Source organism: Gluconacetobacter liquefaciens (assembly GCF_003350405.1).
GTDB classification, from domain to species: domain Bacteria; phylum Pseudomonadota; class Alphaproteobacteria; order Acetobacterales; family Acetobacteraceae; genus Gluconacetobacter; species Gluconacetobacter liquefaciens.
On sequence record NZ_QQAW01000017.1, the window covers coordinates 1 to 15,515 of the forward strand.

Annotated in this window: 15 protein-coding genes, 1 tRNA gene and 1 pseudogene; 10 read left to right on the plus strand and 7 right to left on the minus strand. The window is 63.5% G+C overall.

Annotated elements, in window-relative coordinates; genetic code table 11:
• From C7453_RS17620 to C7453_RS17635, 4 genes and pseudogenes are all read right to left on the minus strand, one after another.
• Positions 1-113, minus strand: a pseudogene (locus C7453_RS17620) (efflux transporter periplasmic adaptor subunit); the annotation flags it as partial.
• Between the two features lie 42 nt (positions 114-155).
• Positions 156-350: a DUF1656 domain-containing protein gene (locus C7453_RS17625; RefSeq protein WP_114729445.1), complete on the minus strand. Its 195-nt coding sequence runs from the start codon at positions 348-350 to the stop codon at positions 156-158.
• Positions 350-2,584: an FUSC family protein gene (locus tag C7453_RS17630; RefSeq protein WP_220791297.1), complete on the minus strand. Its 2,235-nt coding sequence runs from the start codon at positions 2,582-2,584 to the stop codon at positions 350-352. The genes C7453_RS17625 and C7453_RS17630 overlap by 1 nt, the downstream gene beginning before the upstream one ends.
• Before the next feature lie 313 nt (positions 2,585-2,897).
• Positions 2,898-3,335, minus strand: coding sequence for a hypothetical protein (locus C7453_RS17635; protein ID WP_114729447.1), 438 nt, complete (start codon positions 3,333-3,335; stop codon positions 2,898-2,900).
• 404 nt (positions 3,336-3,739) lie between these two features.
• On the opposite strand from C7453_RS17635, the gene C7453_RS17640 reads away from it, so the two are divergent.
• From C7453_RS17640 to C7453_RS17665, 6 genes are all read left to right on the plus strand, one after another.
• Entirely contained in the window at positions 3,740-4,804 is a 1,065-nt protein-coding gene (locus C7453_RS17640) for an ABC transporter ATP-binding protein (protein ID WP_245949140.1), read from the plus strand.
• Position 4,805: 1 nt separating this feature from the next.
• Positions 4,806-5,834: an extracellular solute-binding protein gene (locus C7453_RS17645; RefSeq protein ID WP_245949141.1), complete on the plus strand. Its 1,029-nt coding sequence runs from the start codon at positions 4,806-4,808 to the stop codon at positions 5,832-5,834.
• Positions 5,831-6,277: an ABC transporter permease subunit gene (locus tag C7453_RS17650; protein WP_114729453.1), complete on the plus strand. Its 447-nt coding sequence runs from the start codon at positions 5,831-5,833 to the stop codon at positions 6,275-6,277. Before C7453_RS17645 ends, C7453_RS17650 begins: the two co-directional genes overlap by 4 nt.
• Positions 6,278-6,325: 48 nt before the next feature.
• Positions 6,326-6,808 carry a YcgN family cysteine cluster protein gene (locus C7453_RS17655; protein ID WP_114729455.1) on the plus strand — a complete coding sequence of 161 codons (483 nt, stop codon included), beginning with the start codon at positions 6,326-6,328 and terminating at the stop codon, positions 6,806-6,808.
• Positions 6,805-7,527, plus strand: a complete 723-nt coding sequence (locus C7453_RS17660) for a M48 family metallopeptidase (protein ID WP_114729457.1) — start codon at positions 6,805-6,807, stop codon at positions 7,525-7,527. Before C7453_RS17655 ends, C7453_RS17660 begins: the two co-directional genes overlap by 4 nt.
• Before the next feature lie 63 nt (positions 7,528-7,590).
• Positions 7,591-7,676, plus strand: a tRNA-Leu gene (locus C7453_RS17665).
• Between the two features lie 27 nt (positions 7,677-7,703).
• On the opposite strand, the gene C7453_RS17670 is transcribed toward C7453_RS17665, so the two are convergent.
• The gene (locus tag C7453_RS17670) at positions 7,704-8,669 is read right to left on the minus strand and encodes a FecR family protein (RefSeq protein ID WP_114729459.1); all 966 of its coding nucleotides are present in this window, start codon (positions 8,667-8,669) and stop codon (positions 7,704-7,706) included.
• 87 nt (positions 8,670-8,756) lie between these two features.
• Complete coding sequence (locus C7453_RS17675; protein ID WP_170143277.1) at positions 8,757-9,260, minus strand: RNA polymerase sigma factor; 504 nt, start codon at positions 9,258-9,260, stop codon at positions 8,757-8,759.
• A gap of 226 nt (positions 9,261-9,486) precedes the next feature.
• On the opposite strand from C7453_RS17675, the gene C7453_RS17680 reads away from it, so the two are divergent.
• Both C7453_RS17680 and C7453_RS19210 read left to right on the plus strand, forming a co-directional pair.
• Complete coding sequence (locus tag C7453_RS17680; RefSeq protein WP_245949142.1) at positions 9,487-11,961, plus strand: TonB-dependent siderophore receptor; 2,475 nt, start codon at positions 9,487-9,489, stop codon at positions 11,959-11,961.
• 95 nt (positions 11,962-12,056) lie between these two features.
• Entirely contained in the window at positions 12,057-12,239 is a 183-nt protein-coding gene (locus C7453_RS19210; RefSeq protein ID WP_114729464.1) for a phosphate-starvation-inducible PsiE family protein, read from the plus strand.
• Between the two features lie 64 nt (positions 12,240-12,303).
• Here C7453_RS19210 and C7453_RS17690 read toward each other — a convergent pair whose 3' ends face one another.
• Complete coding sequence (locus C7453_RS17690) at positions 12,304-13,443, minus strand: SMP-30/gluconolactonase/LRE family protein (protein WP_170143278.1); 1,140 nt, start codon at positions 13,441-13,443, stop codon at positions 12,304-12,306.
• Between the two features lie 236 nt (positions 13,444-13,679).
• Between C7453_RS17690 and aroE the strand changes: the two genes are divergently transcribed.
• The gene (gene aroE, locus C7453_RS17695) at positions 13,680-14,537 is read left to right on the plus strand and encodes a shikimate dehydrogenase (protein WP_114729468.1); all 858 of its coding nucleotides are present in this window, start codon (positions 13,680-13,682) and stop codon (positions 14,535-14,537) included.
• Positions 14,538-14,640: 103 nt separating this feature from the next.
• On the plus strand, positions 14,641-15,402 hold the full coding sequence (locus C7453_RS17700; protein WP_245949143.1) for a DedA family protein: 762 nt from the start codon (positions 14,641-14,643) through the stop codon (positions 15,400-15,402).
• Positions 15,403-15,515 lie beyond the last annotated feature (113 nt).

Sequence of the window (15,515 nt, forward strand, 5' to 3'; positions counted from 1 at the left end):
CGCGTCCAGGGGGCAATCATATACGTGTCCCACAGGGTCACCCCCAGAACGATCGCCAGCACAACGACGCTCAGGGTCAGAACCACGCGGATCAGGGTGCGTAGAAGGGGCATTGTCTATCTCGGACCTTGCAGGGGCAGTTGTTCGACCGTTTCTCAGACGAACAGGATCATCAGGCACAGAACACAAGTGTAGAGGGCGACCTCGAATAGCGCGAGATGCCAGAACCATTTCATGATGCCGGTCCACCACAGCGCGAAGCGGATCAGCATGGTCACCGGCAGAGCGGCGATTGCGTAGACGACGATCGGCGCCATGAAGGCGCCGAAGAAATTGAACTCGGTCAGCATCACGCGGCTCTCATTCCGAACGAACGCGTCTGGGGTGGGATGGCCATATTCAGCCTGTTATTGGCGCCCGGCATGTCGCCAGGCAATTGCAGGGGACCTTGTTTGTGAAAGAATCCGGGCGCCGAGTCTACCAGCAGCGATGCCTGTTCGAGGCAGGCGGCAATGCGCCGGGTGGGAACGTGGGATGCAGCGGGGCGCTCTTCGACATCGCGCATCACTTCCTGTGCCGCGGTGCGGAGGATCAGCGCGGTGCGGGTGGGCTGGGTGCATAGATGCTGGAACGACGCCAGCGCCGCCAGCGTGCAGGCGCGGTCCTGTTCGTGCACCGCCGGATTCTGCACCAGATGCCGCAGTCGCGCGATCAGGCGCCCCACCGAGACGCAGATGAACGCCGCATCGGTGGTTTCGTAGACGCGGGCAGGTGGTGCGACCAGCGAGAAGCGTTGGATCATACGCAGGATCTTCTGCATCTGCAGGTTTTCCCACACCGTCCAGCTGACGTGCCGGTTCAGCGGCAGGCTGGCCAGTTGCTGGGTGGCGCGATTCATCGACGTGACCAGTCGGGCGGTGTCCAGCCGATGGTCGGACGGCAGGATGACCCGGAAGACCAGAGCCAGCCCGATCAGGGCGATCAGGTAGGACAGCCAGACATTCATCAGGGACAGGTCGTCATAGGAGATCGGATTGCGGATCTGCACCATGGCATTGAAGAATACCGCATAACCGAAGCCGCGCATGGCGTGGCGGGGATGGAATTGAAGCCAGATGCCCGGCAGCAGGCAAACCGACAGGGACAGCCACAACAGCGGATAACCGTCGATACGGGGCAGGAGGAAGGTCTGGCAGATGAAGGCGGCGGGAATCGCGGCCAGGGTGCCGCTGGCAAACATGACGCTGGCGCGGGATGCCACCGGGCTGGTGGCCAGCAGGCAGGACGCCGGGATGAGATAGGCGAGCATGGTGGCGCCGTTCGACCAGCGGAGGACATACCATGTCAGACAGCCCAGCAGGGTGACGAACGCGCCGCGCGTGCCGTTGCGCAGCGCCGCCGGCCAGTCGAAGAACAGTCGTAGCCGGATCGGGCGGACATGTGCCTGCGGCCCCACGAAATCGTCCAGCGCGCTGCGCAATTGCACCAGGATGTCGCGTTCGTTGTCGATGAACGCGATGGTGGGGAGGTCTTTGGTCTCTTCTGACAGGTCGTCCAGGGTGTCGATGGCGGCGGCGAGGTGGGTACGCATGCCGGCCGGATCGTCGAGGTGCAGGTTTTCCGGGGGGATGACGGCGAAGCGCGCCATCACGTCATGCACCAGGTCGCGGGCGGCTGCGGATTGCGGATTGTCGGGCGGGTCGTCGCGCCAGATCGGGTGATGGGTGCTGAGCAGCCCCAGCAGCCGGGCCACGCCGGCACGCAGGCCGGCGGCCCGCCGGCCGATCGCGAAATTGTCGGCGGCGGCATATTCGATCGCTTCGACCAGCGCATTGGCCTGGGAGAGCAGGCGTGCGCGGGCGTCATAGCTGGTCAGCGTCATGGCGCGGAACGAGAACGGCTGGCCGCCATCGTCCGGCATGGGGGTCTGACCGGGGACCATGTCCTCCAGGTCCGCCGGGTGCGAGAACTGGCCGGTGATGTTGCGCAGCGTCTGGTCGACCTGGCGCAGAACCTTTTCCGGCCGGCTGACCGACGTGACCAGAAACACCACGGCCGTGCTGACGATGCCGACCGTGACCGCCGACAGGCGCGACATGGCAGCCATGAAGATGCGGTCGGGGTCGGCGAAGGTGGAAATGGAAACCAGCACGATGGTGTAGCCCGCCAGCACGGCGGCATAGGCCTTGTAGAACCGCAGCAATGTTGAGACGCAGCAGGCGATGCCGATGATGATCGACAGACCCATGAAATAGAGCATCGGTGACTGCGGGAAGGCCGCCATCAGCAACACCGCTGCTGTTGCGCCGATCACGGTGCCGAAAATACGCCAGAAGCTCTTGGAGACCATCGCACCGACGACCGGGTTGGCCACGATCAGAACCGTCGTGACCGAGGACATCGGTGTCTGGAGCTGGAAGAAGAATGCCAGGAACAGGGCCAGCCCCACGGCCAGCAGTGCGCGGATGCTGTAGGCGATAGTAGGCGAGAGTGCTTTCCAGTCGGGGAAGGCAAAGCCGCCGAAGCGGACCAGCGAGCGCGGGAAATGCAGCGCCGTGTGCGGAGGGACCAGACGGATGCTCATGTCCGGGTTGCCGCGCCTGCGACGGCCGGACCGCAGCGCAACGGATCACGGCCGGGCCGTCCCTGTCGGGGCGCGCTCTTATGGGTCAGACGACGTCCAAAGGATCGTGCCCGTGCACTACGCTCGGAGTCCGCCATCTCCACAGCTACCCGGTTTCCCTGACTTGCCATGAGGACGCATCAGGTCTGCGTGCTCATGAAATTGTGACGAGGGAATACGTTTCCAGAAATGGCGGGCGGGGGCCAATGCAATTTCAGCATGGTCCCCAACCGGCTTTGGCGTCTCTCAGGCAATACGGTGCTGATCGGAGGGGTCAGATGCCCTTGCGGCCGAAGACCGAGCGGACGAGGTGCAGGATCGCGCGCAGGGCCTGGCGGCCGACCGGGCCGGCGATCGCGGTCGTCACGGCGGTCAGGGCCATGGCCTGGCGCAGTTCGTTCAGCGCGTGCTCGCGGGCGAAGCGGGCGCGGATTTCGGTCGCGGTCATGATCGAGCGGCGGCCGAGCAACAGGAACAGCAGTGCCATGGCGCCATCGATCGCGAAGACCAGGATCGCCGCGCCGAGCACGCTGAACCCCAGCGTCTGGTAGGCGAAGGCCCAAAGCAATGCGTGTCCCGACAGGATCGCCAGCAGGCCGAACACGGCGGCGACGACCAGGAACGCCACCTGCCTGCCGATGCGGATGGCCATCTCGCGGCGTACGGTCAGTTCCGCCTGGACAGTGGCTTTGCCAAGTTCGGCTATCTTCATGGTCCTTGCTTCTTCCCTCTGCTTCGTTGGCGGGCGCTCCGCCGGAATGCCCGCCCGGCCAGATAGCTGATCGCGGCATGGCTGGCGATGGCCGCCGGTCGCATTCGGCGCACGGCGGTTCGGATGTCCGGCCGATGATCGGCCACTTCGCGTGGCTTGGCAACGACCCGTGGGCCGTCGGTGCGCGGCCCGGCCAGTGGCGCGCGCCCTGGCCGATGGTGGGACGAAAACGGTCGTTCGCAGCGTGTGGTCGACGATTTTACGGGCTCGCGCCGCGAGATCGGTCGTATCTTTCATGCGGGTTGTCTACACTTGCCGGCTTTCGCTCCGTCCTGGCAGGTTTCGCTTCTCGCATGGCTCCCCTCTCTCCACGTCTTGATGTTCGCGGATTTGTGTGCGCGCCGGTGGAGCCCTCCACGCCCGCGCTGTCATTTTCGATCGCGCCCGGCGGGTGTCTGGCGTTGCTGGGGGATCGCGCGGTCGATCTTTCCCGCCTGCTGGATACGCTGGCGGGCCATCTGCCGTGCGTGGCCGGCGAGATCCTGCTCGACGGGCGGGATGTGGCGGAGTTGCCGGCCGGCCATCGGGGGCTGGGATTGTTCAGTGCGCGCGATCCGTTGTTCGCGCACCTGACCGTGCGGCGGAACCTGGCCTTTCCGCTGGAGGCGCGCGGCATGGCTCGTCCGGCGATCGTGGCGCGGGTGGATGCTGTGCTGGCGCTGCTGGGGCTGGATGGATGCGCGTCCCGCCGGCCGCGCGCCCTTGATCCGCAGGATGAATGGCGGGCGCGGCTTGGCCGGTTGCTGGTCTTCGCGCCGTCCGTCCTGCTGCTGGACGACCCGTTCGTCGGTTTGGCGCGGGGTGATCGGCTGGCGATGCGCCGCCTGCTGGCGCGGGTGGCGCGGGCGCAGGGCCTGACGCTGCTGCTGGCGACCAGCGATCGCGAGGACGCGTTGCTGCTGGGCGACGCGATCGGCGTGCTGTCGGGGCGCGCGCTGTTGCAGATCGGCAATGCCGCCGAACTGTTCGACCGGCCGGCCTGCGACAGGGTTGCCACCGGCTTCGGCGACGCCAATGCCCTGACCGGGCGCGTCGCGTGGGTGGAAGACGATCTGGCGTCGGTCCATCTGGCCAGCGGCGCGCGGGTCGAGGCCATGGCAGGTCAGGGCCTGGCCGACGACATGCTGTGCACGCTGTGTATCCGGCCCGACCGGATTGCCACCCTGTTTCCGACCGGCCGGGCTGCCGCCGATGACGATGGCGAGGACACGCTGCCGACGGTGCTGGTGGGGCTGCATCATATGGGCGACCATATCCGGCTGCGTTTCCGGCTGGAGGACGGACAGGAGGTTCTGGTCCGCCGGCCGCCGGCGCAGAGCCTGACGGGGCTCGTGCCCGGACGCACCGCGCGGCTGGCGTGGCAGCCGGCCCATGCGGTGGCCTTTCCGTTTCGGGGGGAAATGGGCTAGCGTGCCCGCCTGTTTATCCTGCCTCCTGCGAAAGTTCATTCCTCTGTCCCGCCCGCCCCGCATTCTCCGATCGCTTCGCCGTCTTCTGATCGGGTTGCTGCTGCTGGCGATCGTGCCGACTAGCGGGAATGCCCGGACAGGCTGGCGCACGCATGCGCTGGTGGTGAACAGTCTGGGCGGCGCCCTGAGTGCGGCCCAGGACAAGGCGTTTTTCCGCCCCTTCGCGGCCCAGATGGGGGTCGGTATTCTGCGGTATGTGTGGGATGGCGATCCGCGGCCCCGGTCGGGGCATGCCGGCCGTGCCTGGACTGTGGCGCTGATGGAAGACAGCACCGCCCGTGCCGCCTGCATGCAGGGATTTCTGCTGCGACTGGGCGGCGCCCCCGGCAGTGCCGATGCCTGCGGCGTGCCGGCTATGCGCGAGGGAATTGCCCTGGCCTGGGATCGCGGCCGCATTCCGGTGGCCCCGCACTGGAGCGATTTCTGGAATGTCGTGCGCTATCCCGGCAAGCGGGGGCTGCGCCGCGATCCACGCTCGACGTTGGAGATCGCGCTGATGGCCGATGGCGTTGCACCGGCCGATGTCTATGCCGTGCTGGGCACGCCCGAGGGTGTCGCGCGGGCATTCCGCAAGCTCAGCCAGTTGCGTCCTTATATCGAGTGGTGGACCAGCCCGGCGGAATCCGCGCGCATCATCAAGAATGGCAGCGTGCTGATGACCAGCGCGGCGGGGGGCGAGGTGACGGCCGCCGGGACCGGCCAGCGCGATGTGGGACTGCAATGGGAGCAGAGCCTGGATAATGGCCTGTCGTGGGGTGTTGCGCCCGATCTGGATCGGGCGGCGCGCGACCGGGCGCGCAGCCTACTGCATTTCATGGCGCAGCCCGAGCAGGTGGCGCGGTTCGCGTCGCTTTATCATGCGCATGGCGATGCGGGCTCGGTCACGCCACTGCTGATGGATGCCGCTTTCTGGCACGAGCATCTGCCCGACCTCTCCAAACGCTTCGCCGACTGGCTGGCTGCGCCATGACCGGGTTGCCGGCTTTCTCGGTGCCGGCACTGGTTGTCAGTCTGCTGGTGGAAAGTGTGGCGGCTGGGGCTGCATGCGGGCTCGGCCTGCTGTTGCGGGCAGGGCCGAAGGGGCGGAGCGTGCTGTCGGGCGCCCGGATCGGGGCCCTGGCACTGGCAATCCCGGGGTGGATGGGGGCCGTGATGCTGTCGGGCCCCTGGCGCGACGGTGGTGCCGGGCCTGTCGTGATGCAGGCTGTTTGCCTTGTTCCGCTGGTTCTGTTGCCGCTTCTGCGCGCGCTCGATCGGTTGCCGCCTGGACTGACGCGGACGGCGGCAGGGTTGGGGGCGGGGCGGCTGGTGCGGTTGCGCGGCCTTTGGTTGCCGCTGCTGGGCCCGTCGGCGCTTGCGGCGGCGGTGCTGGCGGTAGCGGGGGCCGTGCTGGTTGGCGTGTTCGACGGGTAGGCGGCGTTTTTCTTCTCTCTGCCGCCGGGATTCAGTAAGACGGTCGCCATGACCGATATGAAGCCGTTCTGGCAGGTCCGCCGGCTGGACGAAATGACGACCGAGGAATGGGAATCGCTGTGCGACGGCTGCGGACGCTGTTGCTTGCACAAGCTGCGCGAAGACGTGACCGAGCAGATCCTGTTTACCGATGTTGCCTGCCGGTTGCTGGATCTGGAAACCTGCCTGTGTTCGGACTATGCGTGCCGCCGGCGCAAGGTGCCCGATTGCGTGCAGTTGACCCCCGAGGCCCTGGCGGAAATCGACTGGCTGCCGCCCTCCTGCGCCTATCGGCTGGTGGCCGAGGGGCGGCCGCTGGCATGGTGGCATCCGCTGGTTTCGGGTTCGCCCGACACCGTGCATGAGGCCGGGGTTTCGGTGCGGGGCCGGGCAATCAGCGAGCGGCGGGCCGGGCAATTGGAGCATCACATTGTCGACTGGCCCGGCAAGACGCCCCGTCCGCGCCGGCCACGAGCGTGCGATCGGGCATGACGGCCAGCCTCTCCGGGCCGAGGCCGGTGGAGGCCGAGATTGTGCGGCTCGCAGGGCGGGATGTGCCGGTGCGCTGGCGCCGGTCGAGCCGGGCGCGGCGGTTGTCGTTGCGGATCGATGCGCGCGAGGCCGAAATCGTCATTACCCTGCCGCCGAGGGCGGAGCACGAGGCCGGGATGGCGTTGCTGCGCAACCATGCTGTCTGGGCGCTGTCGCGGCTGGATCACCTGCCTGCGGCGGCACCGTGGCATGACGGGGGGCAGGTGGTGCTTGATGGGTGCGCGCATGGCATCGTCCATTGTCCCGATGGGCGGCGGGGGGTGTGGATCGAGTCGGGGGTGGTGAAGGTGAGCGGTGAAGCGCCGTTCCTGCGCCGCCGCCTGATGACGTTCCTGCGGCAGGAAGCCGGGCATCGGCTGGGCGCGCGGCTGACAGCGCTGACGGGATTGTCCGGCCTGCGGCCGCGGCGGTTGGTGATCAAGGATACCAGTAGCCGTTGGGGTAGTTGCAGTGCGAACGGCACGGTGATGCTGAACTGGCGGCTGGTGATGGCGCCCGTGGATGTGCAGCATTACGTGATTGCGCATGAACTGGCGCATCTGCGGCATATGAACCATGGCCCGGATTTCTGGGTGCTGGTGGCTGCCCTGACGCCGCATCGCCATATGGCGGAAACCTGGCTGCGCAGGCATGGACCTGCTTTGTTGCGCGCCGCGTAGCCTGCCAAAAACCGTCGCAGCCGGATTTTACCCGTCATGGGAGTGTGCTAGAGGGCGTGCCGGGCGAGCTTGGCGGAATGGTAGACGCACGAGACTTAAAATCTTGCGCCCGCAAGGGCGTGCGGGTTCGAGTCCCGCAGTTCGCACCACCAACCTATTGACGCAGCATGGGATGCTTACTGTCTTCGCAGCAGCAAGATGCCCGCCGGCAGATGCGTCACTGTCATCCCGGCTGTTGCGGCAATGGCCGTGATGGCCGCGTCTGCCTGATCAATACGAAATGCCCCGCTGATGGGCGGTGTTGCGGTGTCATCGGCCAGAACATAGACGCGGCCGCGCCGGTATCGTACGATGGCCGCGACGGCCTTATGGATTGGTGCGTTGTCCAGAATGAGCTCGCCGTGCGCCCAGGCGGCGATTTCTTCGGGCGCGACACCATGTTCGACCGACGCGATCATGCCGTCGGTGTAACTGGTGCGGTCTCCGGCCTTCAGCCTGACGGGGGCCGGAGCGTGGTGCGGCGCATGGACATCCACGATGCCCCGCGCGACCGTCACACGGACACTTGCCTCTTCCCGGCGGATCTCGAACACCGTTCCCACATCCTCCGTTGTTCCATTGCGTGCCACCACCCGAAAGGGACGGCGCGGATCATGTTTCACTTCGAACAGCGCGTTGCCTTTCAGCAGCGTGATCGTCCGTTCCGTCGCGGTGTAGCGCGTGGCAATGGCGGTATCGCCGTCGAGAGTGGCGCGCGACCCATCGGCAAGGGTCAGCGTCTGCACCGTGGTTCCCGACCACTGATCGGCTCTGAGCCAGGTTGAGGCGACCGGGGCATATAGCACGAGAACAGACGCAACCATCGCGGCGCTGCCGAGGAACAGCCCCCGGCGTACGCTCCGGCGCACGCGATGCCTCTGACTCAGCCGTTGCCAGGTGCCGCGCGTGGTACGGTCCTGTTCCGGTGTGAGGTGAAGCGCGCGCCACAACGCCCGTTCCCGTTCGAAGACTGCGTTGTTATCCGGTGATGCCGCCCGCCAGCGTCGGAACGCGCTCAGTTCTTCGGCCGTCATGGCGCCGGACGCCATGCGGACAATCCAGCGGCGCGCCGTTTCCGCGATATCGTGCGGTTGGTCTGTCACGTAGTGCCCTTCGCCGTGTTTTCGCCCTTCTTCCTGAGACGAACGGCCATTGTACGATTTAACAGACGAACCATGATTCCGGGAAGGTCAGCCTGTTCGGGACGACGAAATGATATCCAGCGCGCGGCAGATATATCGGCTGACAAGGGCGATGGACCGGCCCATGCGCGCGGCGATTTCCTTTTGCGGTACGCCATGGAAACGGTTGAGCACGAAGACGGTTTTCATCGGTTCCGGAAGGGCCGCGACGGCCTTTTCGATTTCTTCCAGTTCGTGCCGGGCGAATAGCGTGCGTTCCGGCGACGGCGTGTCATCCTCGATCCAGAGAAGGTCATGGATGTCGCTCTGGATTTCCTCGCGCCGCTTGGCCTGCCGGGCGTGGTCGATCGCGAGGTTGGAGGCGAGGCGATAGAGGAAGGCGCGCGGGTTGACGATCTCCGCCGCATTCTCGATGCGCCGAATCTTTTCGAACAGCGACTGCACCGCATCCTCGGCCGCTTCCGGATTGCCGACGATCCGCTGGATGACGTTGAGCAGCTTCTGCCGTTCCGCAGAAATCAGGTCCGTCAAAACCGCGATGTTGTCCTGCATGACGTGCCGCCTGTCCGATGCTCTTCTCCGCCTCCTACCATTCGTGAGAATGGTTCGCAAATCCATGAGTGTGACTGTTGTTCTGTTCGGAATACGAATCCATCGGGCTTGTTTCCCGAGGGAACAGCAAAAAAAGAGCGCAGCAGGTGTAGAGAGCGGCGCCGCTCCGTCGTCATAGGTCTGTAGTTCTTAAGAATACGTTTCATTTGCAGCGGGGAAAGTTTCGGTGACAGTCCATAGGTGCTATCGCGGAGTCAGGTCATTCTCGCGCCTTTACGCCATTGCCCTGCTGATGGGTCCTTGCCTTGCGGGGCCGGGCGCTCGCGCGGCCGAGGGGCAAATCGCCCCCACGACCCCCTTGGCGACGATCCGGCATTTCTCGATCCCGGCCCAGCCTCTGCGAGGTGCCTTGCAGGCGTATTTTCGGCAATCCGGCGTTCAGGTGGCCTATCCGACTTCTGATGCCGGGGCTGTCCGCAGCGTCGCCGTGATGGGCGATTTTACGCCTCAGGAGGGACTGTCCCGCCTGTTGGCCGGCACGGGCCTGACATACCGTTTCACGAGCCCGAACAGCGTGACGCTCGGTAAAGCGGCCTCTGCGATCGTGCTCGGTCCGGTGCGCGTCGGCGGCACGGCAAGTTCGTCCGGAGGAGATGCGCAATCGGCTTACGGTCCTGGCGTCGGTTTTGTCGCGACCCGTAGCGCCTCCGCCACCCGGACCGATACACCGCTGATCGAGATGCCGAAGACAGTCTATGTCGTGACGCGCAAGCAGATGGATGATCTGCAACCGCTCACGATCGGCGCGGCGTTGCGCTATACGCCGGGTATCGTCAGCTTGAGCGCCAATGACAGCACGCCTTCAGCCAGTCTGTTTCAGCCGGTGCATCAGCGTGGCTTCGAGTCCTATACATTCGTGGATGGATTGCTGAATGGAACGTCCGTCAGCGATCCATTCTTTCTGGACCGGATCGAAGCTTTAAGCGGTCCGTCATCAGTCATGTATGGGCAGGCCAATCCCGGTGGTCTCATCAACATGACGCTCAAACGCCCGACCGAAAAGGCTCAGGGGCAGGCGAATGTAGGCTTTGGCAATTACGGGCGTTACGAAGGGCAAGTCGATTTCAGCGGCCCACTGAATAAGAGCCGGACATTGCTTTATCGCCTTATTGGAGTGGGTATTACCCAAGGATCGCAGATTGACTACAATCACTACAAGCGACTGGCTGCTCAAGGTGATATCGAATGGAAGATTGATAAAAAGACCGATCTCACCATCATTGGACAGTTTTCCTATGATCCGGAGTCACTAGATCCATGGATTGGCGTTCCCGCATATGGCAGCTTGATCAAAGCCAATTTTGGTCGTTTGCCGGTATCGAGATACTACGGAGATCCGTCTTTTAATTATAACTGGAATCGAGAATACATGGTTGAAGCTATTTTTCACCATGAGTTTACGCGAAACCTTCAGTTTAATTCGACTGCACGTTTTGATGCGCAGAGTAACGGGGGGTGTGGTCTCTGGCTTAATAGCGTCGACCCAACCACCGAGACGATCAGTCGGTCTGCGTTTTGTGATAGCTCGATCAAGGGACGTTCATCTCAGATGACGGCCAATCTTGGCTATAAGCTAAAAACAGGACCGATTTCGCACTCTCTTCTCGTTGGCGTCGATTATCGCGCACAATGGTCGGACGGTTACTGGGGGTTCGACTTTGCGACAGTCCCAGATGCAAGCATTCTTCACCCCGTTTATGGTCAGTATACATTCGCCGATTACAATAATTATCGGAAAGGAAAATCCACATGGGCGAAATATAACTACTGGCAGGACGGTATCTATTTTCAGGATCAGATCAAATGGCGCCGTTTCTACGTAACGCTCGCTGGGCGTCAGGATTGGAACGGATATGGCGATCTTTTTAACCGGCCGTTTACATGGAATGCGGGGATCAACTATGTTTCTAGCATCGGACTTGCGCCGTATTTCAATTACGCGAAATCATTCATGCCCCAAACCGGGAGTGTTTATAGAAACGATAATATTGTGCAGCCTGATCCGTTGAGCGGACATCAATGGGAAGGCGGACTGAAATACCAGATCCCGCATACCCAGTCCCTTTTGACTGCTGCTTATTATGATCTGTCCGAAAACAATGTGCTCGTGAGCAACCCGGACTTTCCGCAATATAGTAGTGAAGTCGGTCAGGTAAAGTCCAAGGGTGTCGAACTTTCGGCCCATGCCAATCTGGCGCAGGGTCTGGACCTGATTTTGAACTACACGTGGAACCGGGTTTATAATTCACGCACGAATCTGACCGGGCAGACGATCGGAGGCGAAACGGTTTCGCTGCTTGGCAAGCGACATGCGCAGCAGCCGACGAACATGGCCTCCGGATTCATCGACTATCGTTTCCCCAAAGGGATCGCGCCGGGTCTGTCGATCAATTTTGGTGTTCGCTATCAGGGCCGGAGCTGGGCGGATCAGGCCAACTCCTTTCGTAATCCCTCTTATGTGCTGTTCGATACGGGTTTCAGCTGGGACGCGGGGCAGGTGTTTTCTTCCATGAAAGGACTGAACATCAGACTGAGCATGAACAATGTTGCTAACAAAATCTACGTTCAGTGTAATTCTACCGACCTCTGTTATTACGGCGATAAACGTGTTGCGTATGGTACAATCGGTTATCATTTTTGAGGAACGCAGGCCCATCGGAGCGATTTTCCAGTGCGGCCTGCATACAGGCTTGCCCTGGAAGATTTCTGTGAGAGCCTGACCGAAAATGCGCTCTGGTGGCGTGTCCTTCGCGCAAATTCATCATCTCCGATCTCAACGCGGTGCATCCGGTCGAGAGGATGGCTTTCTCGGTTGCCGTGCTGATGTTGGGCGTCGGGTACTGGATAATCTGGGAGCGGGATACGCGCGTGGCGGTCCGTGCGGCGAGGCTGTTCGGCGGTCCAGCGGTCTCGCGGTGAGAGGATGTCGCAGGACCGCCTTTGAAGCTGCACGGGTAAGGTGCGGCGTTTTAGGCCGCGGTTTTCAGGGGAGACGGATGCGGGCGAGGAGCCAGGGGCGTTCCTGCCGGTCCTGACCGTTGTGGAAGACCGGCAGGCGGGACCATTGGCCGATCGTCAGCCATAGCGTGTCGCCGTGCAGTGCCAGGCCGTCCGGGGAGATCAGGCGTGGGTCGTGTGCGACCATCGACAATGTGCCGTCGGTCGCGCGGTGCAGGATGGCGTGGCGTTCCAGGTCCGTCAGGTAGAGGCTGCCGTCCGGTGCGGTGGCCATGCCGTCCACCACCCCGGTTTCGCCTTCATCATGTACCGCGGCCGCCAGGGCCGCGGGGGTGGCGTGCGGGTCGCCGAGAAGGGCGGTGGGGGCGCTGTAGAGCCGGCGGCTGGAGAGGGGCTGCCAGTAGAGCACGCTGCTGTCGGGGCTGATTGCGATGCCGTCGGCGCCGCCCTGGCCCATGGCGGGGTGGGCCAGGTCGAAGCGGTGCATCTGGCCGTCGACCGCCATTGCGAAGCCCGGTGTCGCACGGGTGGAGATGTCGGCATCGAGGATGCGGCGGGCGGTCCCGCTCGCCAGATCGACGACGATGATCGCCGGATGGTCGGCCGTGGAGGTATCGGTGATGAAGGCGAGGCCCGCGCGGCCGTGCGTGAGGTCGATCCGCACGTCGTTGACGTGGCTGTCCGGACGGAGTGCTGGGGCGCGCAGCGGCAGGATTCTGACCCCCTCGCCGCCCGGCGCGGGGTCGACCATGACGAGGGCCGGTTTCGCGGGGCCGGAGGTGCCGGCCACGGTGCCCTCGTCGACGATCCAGATCCGTCCGCGCGTGTCCAGCGTCATGCCCAGGGGGGAGACCAGCCGGGCCTGGGTGGCGGCATCGGGGTAGGGGGCCAGGTCGGGGCGGCCGTCCGCGTGGGGCGTCAGGCGTGCGAGTCTGGGGCCGGGATGGTCCTGCGCGCTGCGGGGAAAGCCGAGGATCACGCTGCCATCGGGCAGGACGACGATGCCGGAGGGCTGCATGTCGGCAAAGCGTGCTGCGATGGTCACGTTGCCCGAGGGGGCGGCGCCGTGATCCACGCTGTCCGCCGCCCGGGCGCCCCATGGTGCCAGCGCCAGGACCGCGCAGAGGGCGAGTGCCGCGCCCGTTGCCTTGCCATTCTGTCGCATCCTCGCTCCCGCCTGCATGTCGTGTTTTCCCGTTGTCCGTAGCATTACCGGTTCTTACGCGCGACCATGGGGATCGGGATGGTGTAAAACGTGATTGACGCACAATTGATCGCACGTAACGGGGGACGGCCGCAGCTTTAAATTTTGTGTCATGTCTCAATCTTGGACATTCGGGCCCTGGCTATGCATAGCTGGGCGACCAGATTGACTGCACCTCTCAGTTTTCGGAGCGCCGAATGAGTGACAAGAACTTCCTGAGTATTCTGACGGGATCTTTCTCCACGCCGTGTGCCGACAATCCGACGGTGGCCATGATCGAGGCGGCCTACCGGCACCATGCCATCGACGCCCGCTACATCAATTGCGATGTGACGGCGGACAATCTGGGCGATGCCGTGCGCGGCGCGAAGGCGATGGAATGGGTCGGGTTCAATTGCTCGTTGCCGCACAAGGTCGCGGTGATCGAGCATCTGGATGCGCTGTCGGACGCCGCGAAGATTATCGGCGCGGTCAATTGCGTGACGATCCGCGATGGCCGGCTGACCGGCGACAATACGGATGGGAAGGGCTTCCTGGCCTCGCTGAAGGAGGTGACCGACCCGCATGGCAAGACGATCCTGCTGCTGGGAGCGGGGGGCGCCGCCCGCGCGATTGCTGTGGAACTGGGGCTGGCCGGTGCTGCGCATATCACGATCGTCAATCGCAATCTCGCGCAGGCCGACACCATCGCGGCGCTGGTGCGCGACAATACCGGGAGCGACGCATCGGCCGTGGCGTGGGACGGTGCGGTGACGGTTCCCGATGGCATCGACATCGTCATCAATGCCACGCCTGTGGGGTTGGGCGACGGGGAGGCCATGCCGGCGATCGCGCTGGATAGCCTGAAGAAAGGGCAGGTGGTTGCCGACGTGATTCCCAATCCGCCCAGGACGCGTCTTCTGCGCGAGGCGAAGGCGCGGGGCTGCACTCCGCTGGATGGCCTTGGCATGCTCGTCAACCAGGGGGTAATCTGCGTTGAGTTATGGCTGGGAAAAACGGTTGATGCGGCCGTCATGAAACGTGCGCTTCAGGATATTTTCGGCGACGCTGGGTGATGTGGCTGGCGGCGGCGCCTGTCGGCCCGCCGCCGGAACGCATTTTCGGCCGATTTGTCCGTTTTTGACCGTGCGTCGGTTGTCGTGGGGTCTCCGTCATTTTTTGGCGTGTCAGACGCTGTCGGCTGAGGGGGAAGGGCTGTCATGCGCTATTCCCTCTTCCCTGCGGGGGTGTTTTGCCGCCATCAAGCAGGGTGGTCGATCAGCGCAAGGAAAGCCTCCCCTGCTTCAGCATCTGGACAGCCTGCTGCATCATTATGGTTACGGCATCGTGACCCTGGCCGTTCTGCTGGAGAGCATGGGCATTCCCATCCCGGCTGAGACCTGCATCATCACGGCGTCGCTCTACTGCCTCAAGACGCATCATCTGGCCATCCAGGGAGTGGCGCTGGCGGCGATTGCCGGGGCCATTATCGGTGATAATTTCGGCTATATGATCGGGCGGCATTTCGGCATGCCGCTGCTCGAAAAACATGGTGCCCGCATCGGCCTGACCCGCGAACGGCTGATTCTCGGACGCTATCTGTTCAGCCGTCATGGCAGCGCCATCGTCTTTCTGGGGCGTTTCGTCTCGCTTCTGCGGGTGTTCGTGGCGCTGCTGGCCGGGGCCTGCAACATGCGCTGGCGCCGCTTCATGCTCTTCAATACGCTGGGGGGCACATGCTGGGCGGGTGGTTATGCGCTGGGCACCTACATGCTCGGGCGCAAGATTTCGCAGGTTTCCGGGCCGACGGGCATTGCCATTGGCATCGTGACGCTGATCGGCTTGGTTGGATCGGGGCTCTTTCTCCGGAAGAACGAGCAGAGGCTGACGCAGCAAGCGATGAAGGAAGCGGCGGAACTCTCGGCCTATCCGGGGACCTGATCGGCCGGGCAGGGGTCTCTCTTCTTTTTCTGAAGAAAAAGAAGCAAAAAGACTTTTAATCGTTCGGGGTCATCGTGTATCCCCAGAAAAAAATTCCTGAACGAATCAAAGTT

Excerpts from the sequence above, each read along its gene's own strand:
- C7453_RS17625 (WP_114729445.1), bottom strand. The coding sequence starts at position 350 with ATGCTGACCGAGTTCAATTTCTTCGGCGCCTTCATGGCGCCGATCGTC.
- C7453_RS17650 (WP_114729453.1), top strand. The coding sequence starts at position 5,831 with ATGACCGGGTTGCCGGCTTTCTCGGTGCCGGCACTGGTTGTCAGTCTG.
- C7453_RS17675 (WP_170143277.1), bottom strand. The coding sequence starts at position 9,260 with ATGCAGGACAACATCGCGGTTTTGACGGACCTGATTTCTGCGGAACGG.
- aroE (WP_114729468.1), top strand. The coding sequence starts at position 13,680 with ATGAGTGACAAGAACTTCCTGAGTATTCTGACGGGATCTTTCTCCACG.
- C7453_RS17655 (WP_114729455.1), top strand. The coding sequence starts at position 6,326 with ATGACCGATATGAAGCCGTTCTGGCAGGTCCGCCGGCTGGACGAAATG.
- C7453_RS17660 (WP_114729457.1), top strand. The coding sequence starts at position 6,805 with ATGACGGCCAGCCTCTCCGGGCCGAGGCCGGTGGAGGCCGAGATTGTG.
- C7453_RS17690 (WP_170143278.1), bottom strand. The coding sequence starts at position 13,443 with ATGCGACAGAATGGCAAGGCAACGGGCGCGGCACTCGCCCTCTGCGCG.
- C7453_RS17630 (WP_220791297.1), bottom strand. The coding sequence starts at position 2,584 with ATGAGCATCCGTCTGGTCCCTCCGCACACGGCGCTGCATTTCCCGCGC.
- C7453_RS17635 (WP_114729447.1), bottom strand. The coding sequence starts at position 3,335 with ATGAAGATAGCCGAACTTGGCAAAGCCACTGTCCAGGCGGAACTGACC.